The organism is Streptomyces sp. MMG1533, assembly GCF_001279775.1.
Taxonomy (GTDB): Bacteria; Actinomycetota; Actinomycetes; order Streptomycetales; family Streptomycetaceae; genus Streptomyces.
Genome location: NZ_LGDG01000248.1, coordinates 133,913 through 149,903 on the forward strand (window position 1 = coordinate 133,913; position 15,991 = coordinate 149,903).

At 71.5% G+C, this 15,991-nt stretch carries 17 protein-coding genes; 13 read left to right on the forward strand and 4 right to left on the reverse strand.

The window, feature by feature from the left end; genetic code table 11:
- Positions 1-93 precede the first annotated feature (93 nt).
- Positions 94-1,482, reverse strand: a complete 1,389-nt coding sequence (locus ADK57_RS35390; protein ID WP_053753766.1) for a glycoside hydrolase family 43 protein — start codon at positions 1,480-1,482, stop codon at positions 94-96.
- Between the two features lie 257 nt (positions 1,483-1,739).
- Between ADK57_RS35390 and ADK57_RS35395 the strand changes: the two genes are divergently transcribed.
- The 4 genes from ADK57_RS35395 to ADK57_RS35410 all read left to right on the forward strand — a co-directional run bounded on the left by ADK57_RS35395 (position 1,740) and on the right by ADK57_RS35410 (position 5,518).
- Entirely contained in the window at positions 1,740-3,164 is a 1,425-nt protein-coding gene (locus ADK57_RS35395) for an amidase (protein ID WP_053753767.1), read from the forward strand.
- 26 nt (positions 3,165-3,190) lie between these two features.
- Positions 3,191-3,409: a hypothetical protein gene (locus tag ADK57_RS35400; RefSeq protein WP_234390510.1), complete on the forward strand. Its 219-nt coding sequence runs from the start codon at positions 3,191-3,193 to the stop codon at positions 3,407-3,409.
- Positions 3,410-3,543: 134 nt separating this feature from the next.
- Positions 3,544-5,031 (forward strand): SPFH domain-containing protein, encoded by a 1,488-nt coding sequence (locus tag ADK57_RS35405; RefSeq protein ID WP_053753768.1) that lies wholly within the window; start codon positions 3,544-3,546, stop codon positions 5,029-5,031.
- Between the two features lie 40 nt (positions 5,032-5,071).
- Positions 5,072-5,518 carry a type II toxin-antitoxin system PemK/MazF family toxin gene (locus tag ADK57_RS35410; RefSeq protein ID WP_053753769.1) on the forward strand — a complete coding sequence of 149 codons (447 nt, stop codon included), beginning with the start codon at positions 5,072-5,074 and terminating at the stop codon, positions 5,516-5,518.
- A 27-nt stretch (positions 5,519-5,545) separates the two neighbouring features.
- On the opposite strand, the gene ADK57_RS35415 is transcribed toward ADK57_RS35410, so the two are convergent.
- Entirely contained in the window at positions 5,546-6,370 is an 825-nt protein-coding gene (locus ADK57_RS35415; protein ID WP_053753770.1) for a TIGR02452 family protein, read from the reverse strand.
- A 289-nt stretch (positions 6,371-6,659) separates the two neighbouring features.
- On the opposite strand from ADK57_RS35415, the gene egtA reads away from it, so the two are divergent.
- From egtA to ADK57_RS35440, 5 genes are all read left to right on the forward strand, one after another.
- Entirely contained in the window at positions 6,660-7,961 is a 1,302-nt protein-coding gene (egtA, locus tag ADK57_RS35420) for an ergothioneine biosynthesis glutamate--cysteine ligase EgtA (RefSeq protein ID WP_053753771.1), read from the forward strand.
- A complete protein-coding gene (egtB, locus tag ADK57_RS35425) occupies positions 7,958-9,304 on the forward strand; it encodes an ergothioneine biosynthesis protein EgtB (protein WP_053753772.1) in 1,347 nt (448 codons plus the stop codon). The genes egtA and egtB overlap by 4 nt, the downstream gene beginning before the upstream one ends.
- Positions 9,304-10,131 carry an ergothioneine biosynthesis protein EgtC gene (egtC, locus tag ADK57_RS35430; RefSeq protein ID WP_053753773.1) on the forward strand — a complete coding sequence of 276 codons (828 nt, stop codon included), beginning with the start codon at positions 9,304-9,306 and terminating at the stop codon, positions 10,129-10,131. Before egtB ends, egtC begins: the two co-directional genes overlap by 1 nt.
- Positions 10,128-11,090 (forward strand): L-histidine N(alpha)-methyltransferase, encoded by a 963-nt coding sequence (gene egtD / locus ADK57_RS35435; RefSeq protein WP_053753774.1) that lies wholly within the window; start codon positions 10,128-10,130, stop codon positions 11,088-11,090. The genes egtC and egtD overlap by 4 nt, the downstream gene beginning before the upstream one ends.
- A gap of 113 nt (positions 11,091-11,203) precedes the next feature.
- Positions 11,204-11,419: a dodecin gene (locus tag ADK57_RS35440; RefSeq protein ID WP_053753775.1), complete on the forward strand. Its 216-nt coding sequence runs from the start codon at positions 11,204-11,206 to the stop codon at positions 11,417-11,419.
- Between the two features lie 54 nt (positions 11,420-11,473).
- Here the strand turns inward: ADK57_RS35440 and ADK57_RS35445 are convergent, their stop codons facing one another.
- Complete coding sequence (locus ADK57_RS35445; protein ID WP_053753776.1) at positions 11,474-11,965, reverse strand: nucleotidase; 492 nt, start codon at positions 11,963-11,965, stop codon at positions 11,474-11,476.
- A 97-nt stretch (positions 11,966-12,062) separates the two neighbouring features.
- Between ADK57_RS35445 and ADK57_RS35450 the strand changes: the two genes are divergently transcribed.
- The 4 genes from ADK57_RS35450 to ADK57_RS35465 all read left to right on the forward strand — a co-directional run bounded on the left by ADK57_RS35450 (position 12,063) and on the right by ADK57_RS35465 (position 15,167).
- Positions 12,063-13,268 (forward strand): right-handed parallel beta-helix repeat-containing protein, encoded by a 1,206-nt coding sequence (locus ADK57_RS35450; protein ID WP_053753777.1) that lies wholly within the window; start codon positions 12,063-12,065, stop codon positions 13,266-13,268.
- A gap of 55 nt (positions 13,269-13,323) precedes the next feature.
- The gene (locus ADK57_RS35455) at positions 13,324-13,734 is read left to right on the forward strand and encodes a (2Fe-2S) ferredoxin domain-containing protein (protein WP_053753778.1); all 411 of its coding nucleotides are present in this window, start codon (positions 13,324-13,326) and stop codon (positions 13,732-13,734) included.
- A gap of 89 nt (positions 13,735-13,823) precedes the next feature.
- A complete protein-coding gene (rpmF, locus tag ADK57_RS35460) occupies positions 13,824-13,994 on the forward strand; it encodes a 50S ribosomal protein L32 (protein WP_053753779.1) in 171 nt (56 codons plus the stop codon).
- Positions 13,995-14,000: 6 nt separating this feature from the next.
- The gene (locus ADK57_RS35465; protein WP_053753780.1) at positions 14,001-15,167 is read left to right on the forward strand and encodes a GTP-binding protein; all 1,167 of its coding nucleotides are present in this window, start codon (positions 14,001-14,003) and stop codon (positions 15,165-15,167) included.
- On the opposite strand, the gene ADK57_RS35470 is transcribed toward ADK57_RS35465, so the two are convergent.
- Entirely contained in the window at positions 15,116-15,841 is a 726-nt protein-coding gene (locus ADK57_RS35470) for a DNA polymerase beta superfamily protein (RefSeq protein WP_053753781.1), read from the reverse strand. The two genes, ADK57_RS35465 and ADK57_RS35470, sit on opposite strands and share 52 nt — an antisense overlap.
- Between the last annotated feature and the right edge of the window lie 150 nt (positions 15,842-15,991).

Here is a 15,991-nt window from a genome sequence, read left to right on the forward strand (position 1 = left end):
CATCTATTGCACACTTGGCCGGGAACTCCCGGGAGCTGGAGGGACGTATTCCGCGGCCGTGAGTGCAACTGCCCAGGTCAGCACATGCGCAGCTCAGGCCCAGGCAGTCACCGGCACGAACGAACTGTCCTGCCGGAACAGATCCGTCCCGTTCGTCCGGTCCACCCGGAGTTGGTAGTTGTAGTGGCGCAGGTAGTAGCCGGGGTAGTTGTACGACTCGAAGCGCAGCGAGCCGCTCGCCGTGCCGGTGCGGGCGATGAACGTGGCGTCCTTCGCGAAGGTCGACGTCCCGTTGTTCGGGTCGAAGCGGGCGCGGAAGTCCCAGTGGCGCAGGTAGTTGCCGGAGGCGTCGCGGAAGGAGTAGCCGTTGGCGTCGGCGAGACCGGCGACGACCGTGAAGGTGGACGCCTGCTTCTCGGCGGTGGTGCTGGAGCCGCTCACCACGGGGAGGTTGAGCAGGGACGACTGGTTCTGCCAGTAGCGGGTGGAGAAGTTGGCCGACTGGAAGGAGCGGGTGACGTTCTTCGCCAGGCTCGGGCCGCCCGTGACGGTCTCCTTGATCACCGTGAAGTGCCGTGCCGTACCGGAGACGACGGGCAGCGCGGCCGGGGCGGACCAGGTCGCGAAGGTGTCGTAGCTGTCGCTGTAGTAGTAGTTGCCGTCGCCGTAGCCGTCGAAGAAGATCCGCCAGCCGCCGTTGTCGAGTTGCACCAGCGCCGGGCCCTCGCGGTAGCTGCCCCAGCCCGCCCAGTTGCCGGTGCGGCTGATGGTGTAGGGGCCGGTGAGGTTCGAGGCCGTCGCGTACTCGATGTACTTCGCCGTCTCGTTCTTCGTGAAGGCGTGGTACGTCGAGCCGATCTTCACGATGTACGTGTCGATGTGGTTGGCGCCGATACCGGACAGGGCGACCGGTGCACTCCACGCCGTGAGCTCGGAGTTGGTGGCCTTCAGCAGGTAAGGGGTGAAGATCCACTCGTCGTTGGTCGTCGAGCAGGACACGATGACGTTCACGCTGCCGTCGCTGTCGACGAACCACTCCGGCGCCCACGCCCGGGACAGGTTGGTGATCGGGACCGTGTAGTCGTACAGGAAGGTCCAGTTGACCCGGTCCGAGCTGCGCGCGAAGCCGATGGTGGTGCTCGCGTCCTGCCAGGTGTGGGTCGTGTAGGTGATGTAGTAGTAGCCGTTGGTGTGCTTGAAGATGCTCGCGTCGCGGATGCGGTTGCTCGGCGGCGTGTAGGCGGACGCCTTGGCCAGCCGGAAGTCTGTGGCGTCGTCGGACTGGTAGACGTTCACCGTGCCGTCGTTGCTGTTGAGGAACGGCACGACGGTGTAGCGGGTGGCGGAGCCGCTCGGCGGGGCGGCGGCCGAGGCCGTGCCGAGCAGTCCGGGCACCTCGCCCAGGACGAGCGCCGAAGCGGGCAGGGCGGCCATCACCCTCAGCAGGGTGCGGCGCGACGGCGCGGGGGGTCGTGTGGTCACGGGCGGCTCTCTCTCGGACACAAACACATGCGGCTCTGGCGTTCGAAATTCCGAACTCAGTTCGGAAAGTCGATCAGAAGGTAGGTGTGAGGCCGGGGCCCGTCAATGGTTTGCGCACGACTCTGTGAGCCCTGAGAGAAAGCTGTGGCGTGCACCGATGGGCGGCCGTGAGCCCGGCCCTGCCGCCAGAAACGTTCCGCCGGGCCCCTCCGGACGTTACCGTTCAGTAGACAGCGCCCTTCCCGGAGGTGTCCCGCATGACGCTCGACCGTTCCGCAGGCCTCGCGGAGTCCGCCCGTGCGCTCGCCGACGGGGAGGTGACGTCCCGGTCGCTCGTGGAGCGGGCGCTGGCCCGGATCGAGGCCACCCAGACGTCGCTCAACGCCTTCCGGATCGTACGGGCCGAGGCGGCCCTCGCCGAGGCTGAGGCCGCGGACGAGGAACTGGCCGCCGGGGTGCGCAAGCCGCTGCTCGGAGTGCCGGTGGCGGTCAAGGACGACATGGACGTGGCGGGCGAACCGACCGCCTTCGGCTGCCGGGGCGATTTTCCGCCCGTCGCCGAGGACGGCGAGGCGGTACGGCGGCTGCGCGCGGCCGGGGCCGTGATCGTCGGCAAGACCAACACCTGCGAGTTCGGGCAGTGGCCATTCACCGAGGGGCCCGCCTTCGGCGCGACCCGCAATCCATGGAGCACGGAGCACACCCCGGGCGGCTCGTCGGGCGGCTCGGCGGCCGCCGTCGCCGCCGGTCTGGTGCCGGCCGCGCTCGGCTCGGACGGCGCCGGTTCGGTGCGCATCCCGGCTTCCTGGACCCATCTCATCGGCATCAAGCCGCAGCGCGGCCGGATCTCCACCTGGCCGCGCGGCGAGTCCTTCCAGGGCATCACGGTCAACGGCACGCTGGCCCGTACGGTCGCCGACGCGGCCCTCCTGCTGGACGCGGCCGCCGGCAACCACGAACGGGACCCGCACCGGCCGCCGGTCGTCGAAGCCCTGGAAGCGACGAAGCGCGACCCCGGCCGGCTGCGCATCGCGCTCTCCCTGAAGCCGCCGTTCACCGCGCTGCCCGCGCGGCTCCGGCCCAAGGTGCGCGCCCGGGTCGTCCAACTCGCCGAGAAACTGAGCGACTTGGGGCACCTCGTCGAGGAGGCCGATCCGCCGTACGGCCAGATCGGACTGACCTTCGTACCCCGCGCCACCGCCGGCATCGCCGAGCGCGTCCGCGAGGCGCCCTTCCCGGCCCTCCTCGACCCCCGCACCCACGGTGCCGCCCGGCTGGGCGGGCTCCTCGGCGGGGTGCCACTGCGGGCGGCGCGGCGCGCCGAGGCGGTTCTGCACCGGCGTATCGGCGCCTTCTTCACGGCGTACGACGTGATCCTCGCGCCGACCACGGCCGCTCCCCCGCCGCGCATCGGCGCACTGCTGAGCCTGGGCGGCCTCGCCACCGACCGCGCGATCATCGCGGCCTGCCCGTACGCCTGGCCGTGGAACGTGCTGGGCTGGCCCGGGGTGAACGTCCCCGCCGGTTTCGTGGACGGCGGTCTGCCGGTCGGCGCCCAGTTGCTCGGACCGGCGAACAGTGAACCGCTGCTGGTCTGTCTCGCGGCGCAGTTGGAGGCGGAGCTGCGCTGGCACTCGGCGTGGCCGCCGGAGCACGCGGTCACGGACTCCCCGGCGGCGTGACGGCGTTCGGCCCGTACCCTGTGACCATGGACGACGCGTCGATGGTCGGGCTCATGGGGCGGGTCACCGGTGCGGTCGGGCCCGGGCTGGTCGGTGAGGTGATCGTCCGCGTGCGCGGCGGCGCCGAGCACTTCCTCGCCTACCCCGCCTCCGGCACTGATCGCATCGAGCGGGGCACGGTGGTCATGGTCGTGGAGTACCTCCCGCCGAGAACGGTCTACGTGCAGGCGGCGTACGACAGTTGAGCCCCCTTCACCCCAGGTGAGACCGGTTTGTATCAAGGTTTCGACAAGGATGCGTCAGCGTCTGTACCCAAGGCGTCGCACGAGCGCACACTCCCTTCGTTCGGTGCCGAAAGGGCACCATCCAAAGGGGGCGTATGCCGATGGTTGTCGGCGTCGTTGCGGGGGTGGCGGTTGCCGCCGTCCTCGTTCTGATCGGTCTGTTCAAGATGATGTGGCGTGTCGCGGAACCTAACGAGGCACTGATCATCTCCGGCTCCAAGCACAAGACGGAGGGCCTTGAGGCGGGCATGGGCTTCCGTATCGTCACCGGGCGCGGCACGCTCGTGCTGCCCGGAGTGCAGGCGGTGCGCAAGCTGTCGCTCGACCTGAACGAGACCGAACTGCATGTGGACTGCGTGACCCACCAGGGCATTCCGCTCAAGGTGCGGGGCGTGGTCATCTTCAAGGTGGGCGACGACTTCGTGTCGATCGCGAACGCGGGCCGCCGCTTCCTCGACCAGCAGAAGCTGATGTCGGAGCGGGTGCACAACGTCTTCGCCGGTCATCTGCGGTCCATCGTGGGCGGGTTGACGGTCGAGGACATGATCCGTGACCGGGAGAAGCTCACCGGGCAGACCCGGGCGGCCTGCGGCACGGAGATGGAGAAGCTCGGGCTGATCGTCGACTCGCTGCAGATCCACGAGATCGAGGACCCGACCGGGTACATCCAGAACCTGGCGATGCCGCACGCGGCAGCCGTCCAGCGGGACGCGCGGATCGCGCAGGCGGAGGCGAACCGGCTGGCCACCGAGGCCGAGCAGCAGTCGTACGCGCGCATGGCCGAGGCGACCCGGGACAGCGAGATCCTCCAGGCCGGCTACCAGGCCGAGCGGGACAAGGCAGGCGCGAAGGCCCGCCAGGCCGGACCGCTCGCCGATGCCGCCGCCCGCCAGGAGGTCGTGGTCCAGGAGACGCGGGTCGCCGAACTCGAAGCCCACCGGCGTGAACAGCAACTCCAGGCGGACGTCCGCAAGCCCGCTGACGCGAACGCCTACGAGAAGCGGACGCTGGCCGAGGCGGAGCGCGACGCACGCATCTCGGGAGCCCAGGCCAAGGCGAAGGAGACGGAGCTGGCGGCCGCGGCCGAGGCGACCCGGGTCAAGGCGGCCGCGGCCGCCGAGGCCGAGGCGACCAAGGCCCGGGGCACCGCCATGGCGGCGGCCACTCGCGCCACCGGTGAGGCGGAGGCGGCCGCGGCGCAGGCCAGGGGCCTGGCGGAGGCCGAGGCGGCGAAGGCCAAGGGCCTCGCGGAGGCGGAGGCCATCAAGGCACGCGCCGCCGCCCTCGCCGAGAACCAGGAGGCCGTCGTCGCGCAGCAACTCGCCGAGAACTGGCCGGAGATCGTGAAGGCCGGCGCGTCCGCCTTCGGCAGCGTCGACAACATGGTGGTCCTCAACGGCGCCGACGGCATGGCGGACATGCTCGCCAAGGCACTCACCATGGGCGGCACGGGTCTCGGCCTGGCCCGTCAGCTGCTCGCCTCGATGAACCAGAACGGGCAGGCCCCGAACGGCACTTCGCCACTCAACGGGGTCGTGACGCCGCCGACGCAGAAGGTCCCGGTGGAGAAGGACGGGGGGTGAGGGGAGCAGACCCGGGCGCGCGGGCTCTAACGTTGCCTCCGTGACTGCGTTTACCGATGAGAACGTCCCCGGCCGGTTCGGCCCGTCCGCCACCACCGAGGCAGACCCCCGCGAGGTGGGCCGGGTGCGCACGGAGTACTCGCCCGCGCACGACGGGGACCCGGATCCCGGCGAGATCGTCTGGACCTGGGTCCCCTTCGAGGAGAACGACGGCCGGGGCAAGGACCGCCCCGTGCTGGTCGTCGCCCGCGAGGCCGGCGGCACCTTCCTCGCCGTCCAGCTGTCGAGCAAGCGGCACGACGGCGACCGGGAGTGGGTGCCGATCGGCAGCGGGCCCTGGGACCGGTCGGGACGGGACTCGTGGGTCGCCGTGGAACGCGTACTGCGACTGCACGAGGACGGCATGCGCCGGGAGGCGTGCGCCCTGGACCGGATGCGGTTCAACCTGGTCCGGCACCGGTTGGGGGAGCGCTACGGCTGGAGCTGACGCTCCGGAGACCGGCCGGGCCCGACGCTACGGCTGGAGCTGACGCTCCGGAAACGCACGTACGAACGCCTCTCTGACCACGTTCCCCGTCGTGCGGTCCAGGATTCCGAACACCACGTGCTCGAAGGCCCCGGCGAACCGTCCGCCGGGGCCGAGCAGCGCCCGGAACGCGCCCGCCACGTGCGCCGGATCGTTCCGGAACACCCCGCAGCCCCACGCGCCGAGGACCAGGCGCCGGTAGCCGTGAGCGGCCGCGACCTCCAGCACCCGCTCGGCCCGCACCGCCAGGGCCCCCGGCAGTTCGGCCGCGCGCTCCGGCACCGTACGGAGTACGACTCCCGCATTGGGTGCGGCCGCCGTCAGGAAGCCGACGGTGTACGGCGAGTCCAGAAGTCGGCCGCGGTCGTCGCGGAAGACGGGGACGGCCGGGGAGTGGATGACGCGGTCCGTGTAGAACGGGTCGCGATGGGTGCGGTGATGGTCGTAGAACTCCCGGACCCCGATCAGGCAGGTGTACAGCGCGGACGCCCGGCACAGGGCTTCTTCCTGGGCCTGGGCGCCGTTGAGATAGCCGCCGCCGGGGTTGCGGGCCGACGAGAAGTTCAGGACGGCCACCGGCCCGGCGAGCCGACGGGCCGCCTCCAGGCTGCTCTCCCCCGACACCTCGAACCGCGTGTCCGTCGGGGAGATCGGTGGCACCCGCACCGGCTCCGGCCCGTGCATCCGCGTACCGTCCCGGGCCGCCTCGACCTCCGCGGCGACCGACAGCTCGCGGCCGTCGGGGGCACGATAGGCCCCCGCCGCCACGATCTGTTCCGTCTGCTGCGCGATACCGCGCAGGCGCGCGCTCATGGCGCGACCCCCGTGCGCGCCACGACCGCGCGCCGCGCGGCCTCCCCCGTCGTGCTCATACACGCATCCTGAGCGATTCTGGTCTTGCGGTGCAACGGAGTTTTCCGAGCCTGGACGTCCCCGGAAAACTCGTGGAGAACACCCCGGAAACGGAGATTCTCGGCCCCGATTGCGACGATGTGCACCCTTGTGCGAACGGACACGAGGGGCTTGGGTGGGACGAGTGACGCCGGCCCGCCCCATCAGACTCCGGGCCGGTGACATGGTGGAATCTCAGGAGGATCCCGACATGTCCGATACGCCGAGTGACTGTACGGAGCCCCGTACCCCGGTCACCGAAGCCGAGGTGGAAGCCCTGGTCCGGGGCATCTGCTTCAAGACCGGTCCACCCCGCACCGTCGGGGTCGAAGTGGAATGGCTCGTCCACGAGCTGCGCACACCGCAGCTCCCCGTGACACCCGAACGACTCGAAGCGGTCTACGCCGCACTGCGTACCGTGCCCCTGAGGTCGGCGCTCACCACAGAGCCCGGCGGCCAGCTGGAACTGAGCTCGCCGCCCGCCGCCTCCCTGATGGAGTGCATCGGTACCGTCTCCGCCGACCTCGCCGCCGTCCGCGCGGTACTGGCCGAGGACGACCTCGGTCTCGTCGGCTTCGGCCAGGACCCGTGGCATCCGCCCCGCCGGTTCCTGCGCGAACCGCGCTACGACGCCATGGAGGCCTGCCTCGACCGCACCGGCCCGGCCGGCCGCGCCATGATGTGCACCTCCGCCTCCGTCCAGGTGTGCCTGGACGCCGGTCACGAGGAGCCCGGTCCGCTCGGTCTCGGGCGGCGCTGGTGGCTGGCTCACCAGCTGGGCGCGGTCCTGGTGGCCGCGTTCGCGAACTCTCCGTGGGCCGGGCACGAGCCCACCGGCTGGCTGTCCACCCGGCAGCTGCTGTGGATGGAGATAGGCGCCGGCCGCGCGGGCGCTCCCTCGCTCGACATGAACCCGCGTACCGCCTGGGCCCGGCATGTGCTGGAGGCCCCGGTGATGTGCGTACGGCGGAACGGCGGCCCGTGGGACGTGCCGGAAGGGCTGACCTTCCGGGAGTGGACCAGGTCGCAGGCTCCCAGGCCGCCGACCCGGGAGGATCTCGACTACCACATCACCACGCTGTTCCCGCCGGTCAGACCGCGCGGCCATCTCGAACTGCGCATGATCGACGCGCAGCCGGGCGACGACGGGTGGATCGTGCCGCTCGCCGTCACGACGGCGCTCTTCGACGACCCGGAGGCCGCCGAGACCGCCTACCGGATCGTGAAGCCGCTGGCCGAGCGGGCGCTGTCGCTGCCCGCGCCGCACAATCCGCTGTGGCTCGACGCGGCCCGCCAGGGCCTGAACGACCCCGAGCTGCACGAGGCGGCCGTCGCCTGCTTCGCGGCCGCCCTCGAGGCTCTGCCCCGGCTCGGCGCCACCACCGAGGTCACGGAAGCCGTCACGGCATACCGGGACCGTTACGTCGTCCCCGGCCGCTGCCCTGCGGACGACCTGCTCGAACGCCTGCGCGGCACGGACGGTCGCGCCCACGGGAAGGACGTCCTCACATGACCGACCCCGCCCTCGACACCGATCCCGCTGTCGACGACGCCGTCGATGTCGAAGCGTTCCGCGACCGGGCGCTGACCACCCTGACCACCGCCCGGGACCGTACGACGCTGCTGACCAGCTGCGTGGAGGAGCCGGACCTGACCGCGCAGCACTCCCCGCTGATGTCGCCGCTGGTGTGGGACCTCGCCCACATAGGCAACCAGGAGGAGCAGTGGCTGCTGCGGACCGTCGCCGGGCAGGAGGCGATACGGCCCGAGATCGACAGCATCTACGACGCCTTCGAGCACCCCCGCTCCGAACGGCCCTCCCTGCCCCTGCTGGCGCCCCGTGAGGCCCGCTCGTACGCGGCGGACGTGCGCGGCCGGGTGATGGACGTGCTGGAGCGCACGGCGTTCCACGGGACGCGGCTGACGGAGGCGGGCTTCGCCTTCGGGATGATCGCGCAGCACGAACAGCAGCACGACGAGACGATGCTGATCACCCATCAGCTCCGCACGGGGCCCGAGGCCCTGACCGCCCCGGACCCGGACCCGGTACCGCTGTTCACCGGCCCGGCCGAAGTCCTGGTCCCCGGCGGCCCGTTCATGATGGGCACGTCGTCCGAGCCGTGGGCGCTGGACAACGAACGCCCGGCGCACCCGCGCGAGGTGGCACCGTTCCACATCGACACGACCCCGGTGACCAACGGCGCCTACCAGGCGTTCATCGAGGACGGCGGCTACGACGACGAACGCTGGTGGACGGCGGCGGGCTGGGCCCACATCCGGCAGCACTCCCTCCACGCGCCGCTGTACTGGCGCCGCGACGGCAGGCAGTGGCTGCGGCGCCGCTTCGGCGTGACCGAGGTCGTCCCGCCCGACGAGCCGGTGCTGCACGTGTGCTGGTACGAGGCCGACGCGTACGCGCGCTGGGCCGGGCGCCGGCTGCCCACCGAGGCCGAGTGGGAGAAGGCCGCACGGTACGACCCCGCCGGCGACCGCTCGATGCGCTACCCGTGGGGCGACGCCGACCCGGGGCCCGAGCACGCCAACCTGGGCCAGCGGCATCTGCGCCCGGCGCCGGCCGGCAGCTATCCGGAGGGCGAATCCCCGCTCGGCGTACGGCAGTTGATCGGCGACGTGTGGGAGTGGACGGCGAGCGACTTCCTGCCGTACCCGGGGTTCCAGGCGTTCCCGTACAAGGAGTACTCGGAGGTCTTCTTCGGCCCCGACCACAAGGTGCTGCGCGGTGGTTCGTTCGCCGTGGACGCGGTGGCCTGCCGGGGGACGTTCCGCAACTGGGACTACCCGATCCGGCGGCAGATCTTCTCCGGGTTCCGTACGGCCCGCTCGGGAGCCGTCTGATGTGCCGTCACCTGGCCTACCTGGGGCCGCCGGAGCCGCTCGGCCGGATCCTGATCGAGTCGCCGCACAGCCTGTACCGGCAGTCGTGGGCGCCGCGGCGGCAGCAGTACGGGACGGTCAACGCCGATGGTTTCGGGGTCGGTTGGTACGCCGAGGGCGATCCGGTGCCGGCGCGCTACCGCCGGGCCGGGCCCATCTGGGCGGACCAGTCCCTCGCCGACCTGGCGAGGGTGGTCCGCTCGGGGGCCGTGCTCGCCGCCGTACGGGACGCGACCCTGGCGGGCGCGGACGCGGAGGCCGCGGCGGCACCGTTCGCCGCGGGCCCCTGGCTGTTCAGCCACAACGGCGCGGTCACGGGCTGGCCGGGTTCGCTGGCGCCCCTCGTGGTGGGCCTGCCCGCCGCCGACGTGCTGTCGCTGGAGGCGCGCAACGACTCGGCGCTCGTGTGGGCCCTGGTCCTGGCCCGGCTGCGCGAGGGCGACGAGGCGGGCCAGGCGCTCGCCGACACGGTCCTGGAGGTCGCAGCGTCCGCCCCCGGCTCCCGGCTCAACCTGCTGCTGACCAACGGCGAGAGCATCACGGCGACGGCCTGGGGCGACACCCTCTGGTACCTCTCGGAGCCCGGCCGCCGCACGGTCGTGGCCTCCGAGCCCTACGACGACGACCCGCACTGGCAGGAGGTCCCCGACCGCACCCTGCTCGCGGCGAGCCGCACGGACGTGCTGCTCACCCCGCTCAAGGAACCGAGCGACGCACCGGCACCCTCCCCCACTCCCGGCTTCGCTCGTGCGGGGGGACCCCCATCTCCGAAGGAGCCCCGCACGTGAGTCCGTTCCTTCTCACCCGCACCCTGCCCGAGGACGCCACGGACGCCGCGCTGCGCTCCGACGTCCTGCAGGGCCTGACCCACACCCCGAAGACACTGCCGCCGAAGTGGTTCTACGACGCCCACGGCAGCGAGCTGTTCGAGCAGATCACCGAACTGCCCGAGTACTACCCGACCCGCGCCGAGCGGGAGATCCTGGTCGCCCGCTCCGGCGAGATCGCGGAGGCGACGCGCGCCCGCACCCTGGTGGAACTGGGCTCCGGCTCCTCGGAGAAGACCCGCCATCTCATCGACGCCCTCACCGACCTGCGCACGTACGTCCCCGTCGACGTCAGCGAGAGCGCGCTCACCCAGGCCGGGCACGCGCTCATCGCCGAGCGCCCCGGCCTGCGCGTACACGCCCTCATCGCCGACTTCACCGCACAGCTGACGCTGCCGGACACGCCCGGCCCGCGGCTGCTGGCGTTCCTCGGCGGCACGATCGGCAACCTGCTGCCGGTCGAGCGCGCCGCGTTCTTCGCCTCGGTCCGCGGCCTGCTCGCCCCCGGTGACGCGCTGCTGCTCGGCACGGACCTGGTCAAGGACGAGAAGGTACTGGTCAGGGCGTACGACGACGCGGCCGGTGTGACCGCCGAGTTCAACAAGAACGTCCTGACCGTCGTCAACCGCGAGCTGGGCGCCGACTTCGATTCCGCGGCCTTCGACCATGTGGCCCTGTGGGACGCCGAGAACGAGTGGATCGAGATGCGGCTGCGCTCCCGTACAGCGCAGACCGTGAAGCTCCCCGCACTGGACCTCGCGGTCGAGTTCGCGCCGGACGAGGAGCTGCGCACCGAGGTGTCGGCCAAGTTCCGCAAGGAGGGCGTACGCACCGAACTGTCCGCGGCGGGCCTCGATCTGGCCCACTGGTGGACGGACGGCGAGGGCCGGTTCGCGCTGTCGCTCAGCGTGGCGCGGTGACCGCGTGCCAGGGGCCGTCTCGCGCTCCGCCACGGCTTGGGGCACGGTGGAGTGACGCGCCCAGACGCACCCGACACAGGTGACACCGCCGTCACCGCGGAGAGGAGCCCCGCATGTCGAACCACACGTACCGGGTCACGGAGATCGTCGGCACCTCGCCCGAGGGCGTCGACCAGGCCGTCCGCAACGGTATCTCCCGTGCCTCGCAGACCCTCCGCAATCTCGACTGGTTCGAGATCACCCAGGTGCGGGGCCAGATCGAGGACGGGCAGGTGGCGCACTGGCAGGTCGGCCTGAAGGTCGGCTTCCGCCTGGAGGAGTCGGAGTAGGAGTACGAGTCGGACCAGGCGCCGGACCGACGGCCCCGCCGTCCCGTCGGCGCCTCAGGTCCGTCCCTCCCGCTCCTGCGCCACCTTGAGCTCGGCGGACTGTGCCGCCCAGCGCGCCCGTACGACGGTGAATCCCGCCCGTTCGGCGTCCTCGCACACCAGCTCGTCGTCGTCCACGAGCACCCGGATCTCGCGGGTGCCGGCGAGCCTGCGGAGGATCTCCAGCTTGGTGCGCCGGGCGGGCCTGCGGTCGTCGTTGCGCCGCATGTACACGCGTCCCTCGGGCAGCCCTTGCGCGGCGAGCCAGTCGAGCGTGTCGCGCCGGCAGCGCTCGGGCCGCCCGGTCAGGTAGACGACCTCGCACTCCCGCGCGCTCTCCAGGACCAGCGCGATGCCCTCGGCGATCGGCGGATCGTGCGGCGCGGCCGCGAAGAAGCCCTCCCAGTCACGAGGCCCGGCCTCCAGGAACCGCTGCCGGTGGGCCGTGTCGGCGAGGGTGTTGTCCAGGTCGAACACGGCGAGCGCGCGCTTGTTGCTGTCGGTCACACCGCCACCCTAAACGGACCGCGCACCCCGGCAACCTTCCCTCCCCCGGTGGCCACTGCTGTGCGACATGGCATGCACGGCAGAGGCGGGAGACCCCATGCGCAACACGTCTATCTGGACGGCGGCACTGGTGAGCGCGGCGCTGTTGACGGGATTAGGGCCCATCGGCGAGGCGTCCGCCGCCGCGACGACCCTGATCGTGGCCACCAACGGCAGTGACTCCGCGCCGGGGACCCTCGCCCAGCCCCTCCGTACCATCCAGCGGGCTGTCGACCTGGCCAAGCCCGGCGACACCATCGCCGTGCGCGGCGGCACGTACGCCCTCACCGACAACATCACCATCGCCACCTCGGGCACCGCGTCCCTGCCCATCACCCTCGGCACCTACCAGGGTGAGCGGGTCGTCATCGACGGTGAGCAACTGCCCGCGAGCCACACGCCCGTCGGCGGGAGCATCGCGCGGGCCGACCGCGGGGCGATCCACCAGGAGGCGTCGTACTGGCGGATCTCGGACCTGGAGATCGTGAACGGCCCCTACGGCGTGTACTGCGACGGCTGCAACGGCAATGTCTTCGCGCGCCTGAAGACCCACGACAACTACGAGTCCGGGTTCCAGCTCCAGGGCGCCTCCGGCAACAACCAGATCCTGAACCTGGACAGTTACGCCAACCGCGACCCGCGCAAGAACGGCGAGAGCGCGGACGGTCTCGCCATCAAGGAGGGCACCGGAACGGGCAACGTGGTGCGGGGCGCCCGTCTGTGGAACAACGTCGACGACGGCTTCGACAACTGGAAGTTCACCTCGCCGATCGTGGTCGAGAACACCGTCGCGTACGGCAACGGCTTCAACCGCTGGGGCTTTCCCGACTTCGCGGGCGACGGCAACGGTTTCAAGCTCGGCGGCGGCAGCCCGGCCCCGGCGGTGGCCCACACTCTGCGGGGCAGCGTCTCCTTCAAGAACGCGGCGCACGGCATCACGGACAACGGCAACACGGGCGCTCTCGCCCTGAGCCGCAACTCCACCTACGGCAACGGGGGTACGGGCTTCGACGTCGACGTCTCCGGCGGCAAGGCCGTCCTGACCGCCAACCTGTCCGTGGCCGACGCCCGTGCCGTGGCGCTCGGTTCGGCGACCGTCTCCAGCGGCAACTCCTGGGATCTGGGCGGCACTTGGAACGCGGCCTCGGTCCTGAGTACGGACCCGGCTCCCCTTACGGGGGCCCGGGCGGCGGACGGTTCCCTGCCGTCGGCACCGTCGTTCCTCGTCCCGCGGAGCGGGGCGAACATCGGGGCGCGGTTCTGACCCGAAGGGCACCCCGGCGACCGTGGGTGATCGGTTCAGGCCGCATGCTTCTCCCATGCCTTCGACGCCCCGTACGCCGCTGACCGGCTCCGGTTCCGGTCCCTGCACCCTCGTCGTCTGCCGGGGCTGCTGCTGCGGCAACGCCCGCAAGCAGCCCGGCACCGACCCCGCATGGCAGCTGGAACTGCTGCGCGCCGGCGCCGCCGAGCACGGATTCCAGGTCCGTACGACGGACTGCCTGGGCCCCTGCGACCAGGCCAACGTCATCGTGGTCCGCCCCTCGGCCGCCGGACGCCGGGCCGGCGGGCGGGCCGTCTGGATCGGGTTCGTGATGGACGACGACAGCACCGAGGAGGTCGTGCGGTGGGCGGCCGCCGGCGGCCCCGGCGTCGCCGAGCCGCCGCTCACGCTGGAGATGCAGTTCATCCGGCCGCCGCGGGACGCGCGCGTGCGCTCGCGGCGGTGAACAGCACGGGCGGCACATGCAGCCCCAATTGTTAATGGGATCCATTTTCATGTAGCGTCCTCGGTGCTCACCCACCGAGGAGGACCGTCATGGCCGTACCCAAGCGGAAGATGTCCCGCAGCAACACCCGCCACCGCCGCGCGCAGTGGAAGGCCCGCGCGACGACGCTGGTGCCCGTCACGATCGACGGCGTGCGTCATCTCGTACCGCAGAACCTGGTCAAGGCGTACGAGCGCGGGCTGCTGCGCCCCGAGGGCTGAGCGCCGGTGTCGTACGACCTGCTGCCCGTCACCGTGCTGTCCGGGTTCCTCGGAGCGGGCAAGACCACGCTCCTCAACCATGTCCTCGCCAATCGGGAGGGCCGGCGCGTCGCGGTCATCGTGAACGACATGAGCGAGGTCAACATCGACGCGGCGCTCGTGCGCGGCGGCGAGGCGGCCCTGTCCCGGACCGAGGAACGCCTGGTCGAGATGACCAACGGCTGTATCTGCTGCACCCTGCGCGACGATCTGCTGGAGGAGGTCGACCGGCTGGCCCGCGAGGGCCGCTTCGACCACCTGCTGATCGAGTCCAGCGGCATCTCCGAACCGATGCCGGTGGCGGCCACCTTCGCCTTCGCCCGCGACGACGGTGCCACCCTCGGTGAGGTCGCCCGGCTGGACACGATGGTCACGGTCGTGGACGCCGCGGGCTTCCTGCCCGAGCTGGCCGACGGCGACGAACTCGCCGAGCGCGGACTCGCTCCCTTCGAGGACGACGAGCGCACGGTCAGCGACCTGCTGGTGGACCAGATCGAGTTCGCCGACGTCATCGTGCTCAACAAGCTCGACCTGGTCGACGAGGAGTCCGCGGCCCGACTGAGGGCGGCGCTCTGCCGTCTCAACCCGGTCGCCCGGATCGTCCCGGCCACGGACGGACGGGTGGACCTGGGCGAGGTGCTGGGCACCGGCCTGTTCGACCTGGACCGGGCCCAGCAGGCACCGGGCTGGGTGCAGGAGCTCAACGGCGAGCACGTTCCGGAGACCGAGGAGTACGGGGTGTCGTCCACCGTCTTCCGCTCCGAACTCCCCTTCCACCCGGGCCGGTTGTGGGACCTCGTGACCGAGGAGCTGGACAGCGGCAGGTACGGGCGGATCCTGCGGTCGAAGGGGTTCTTCACCCTGTCCAGCAGGCCGCACGTGACGGGCCTGTGGTCCCAGGCCGGATCGGTGGCCCGGTTCGAGCCGTCCGCCGTCCGCGACCACGAAGCCCCCTACGCGCAGGAACTGGTCTTCATCGGCACGCAGTTGGACGCCGACGGACTCCGGAGCGCCCTCACCGACTGCCTTCTGCGGCCGGCCGAACCCGCCTGGTCGGCGGACCCGTTCCCGGCCTGGGACACCTACGGCATCGACGAGACCTGCGAGCACGAGGCGGAGGTCTCCGCGGTGTAGAAGACGCCGCGGACCCGGTGCAGCCACGCCTCGACGGCCGCCTCGTCGGGCTGCTCGGGAAGCACGGTGGGCGTCTCGTCGAAGGCGGCCTCGTAGTACCTGAGCAGCGGCAGCGCGGCCGACGGATCGGCGGCGACGCGCTCGCCGAAGGCGTGGTACTCCTCGGGGTCCTCGACCCGGATCTCCAGTCGGCCGGTGGTGTACAGCGCCAGGCCCTGGTGGCACAGCCGCTTCAGATGCCGGGCGTGCTTCGCGGTGCGCCCCCGGGTGTCCGCGGAGAACGAGCCGTCGCCCCGGCTCTCCAGCCGCCGGAACTGCTGGGTGGCGTAGCCGAGGTAGGCGTCCCGGACGCGCCTCGCGCTCGGGAACGACGTGCGGATGCCGATCAGTTCCTCGCCGAGGGGTGTGCGCACCTCGTACAGGTCGTCCGGGAGCCACACCAGTTCCATGGCGGTGGGGTTGCCGCCGAGGGCGAGCCGGCACCACTTGGCGGCCTCGTGCAGGGTGCGGTCCGGTGCCGTGGTGACGTGGGACTCCTTGGGTCCGCGCAGGCCGTGCAGCTCGGCGGTGGGCGCGGCGAAGAGGCCGAGGCGGTCGATGTCGGAGCCGGCGTGGGCGAGGCCGTACGCGGTGGAGCCGACGATGCCGGACAGCAGGATGTTGGGGACGGTCATGGTCGGCCGCCTTTCCGGATGCGTGGTGACAACGGGTGTGCGGCCGCCGCGGAGACCTGCTCCATTGTGGTGACCTGCGGGTTCGCGGTCACCTGGTTTTCCCGGAGACCGTCCGGTCGACGGGCGGCGGGAATGTCACCGCTCGCCGCG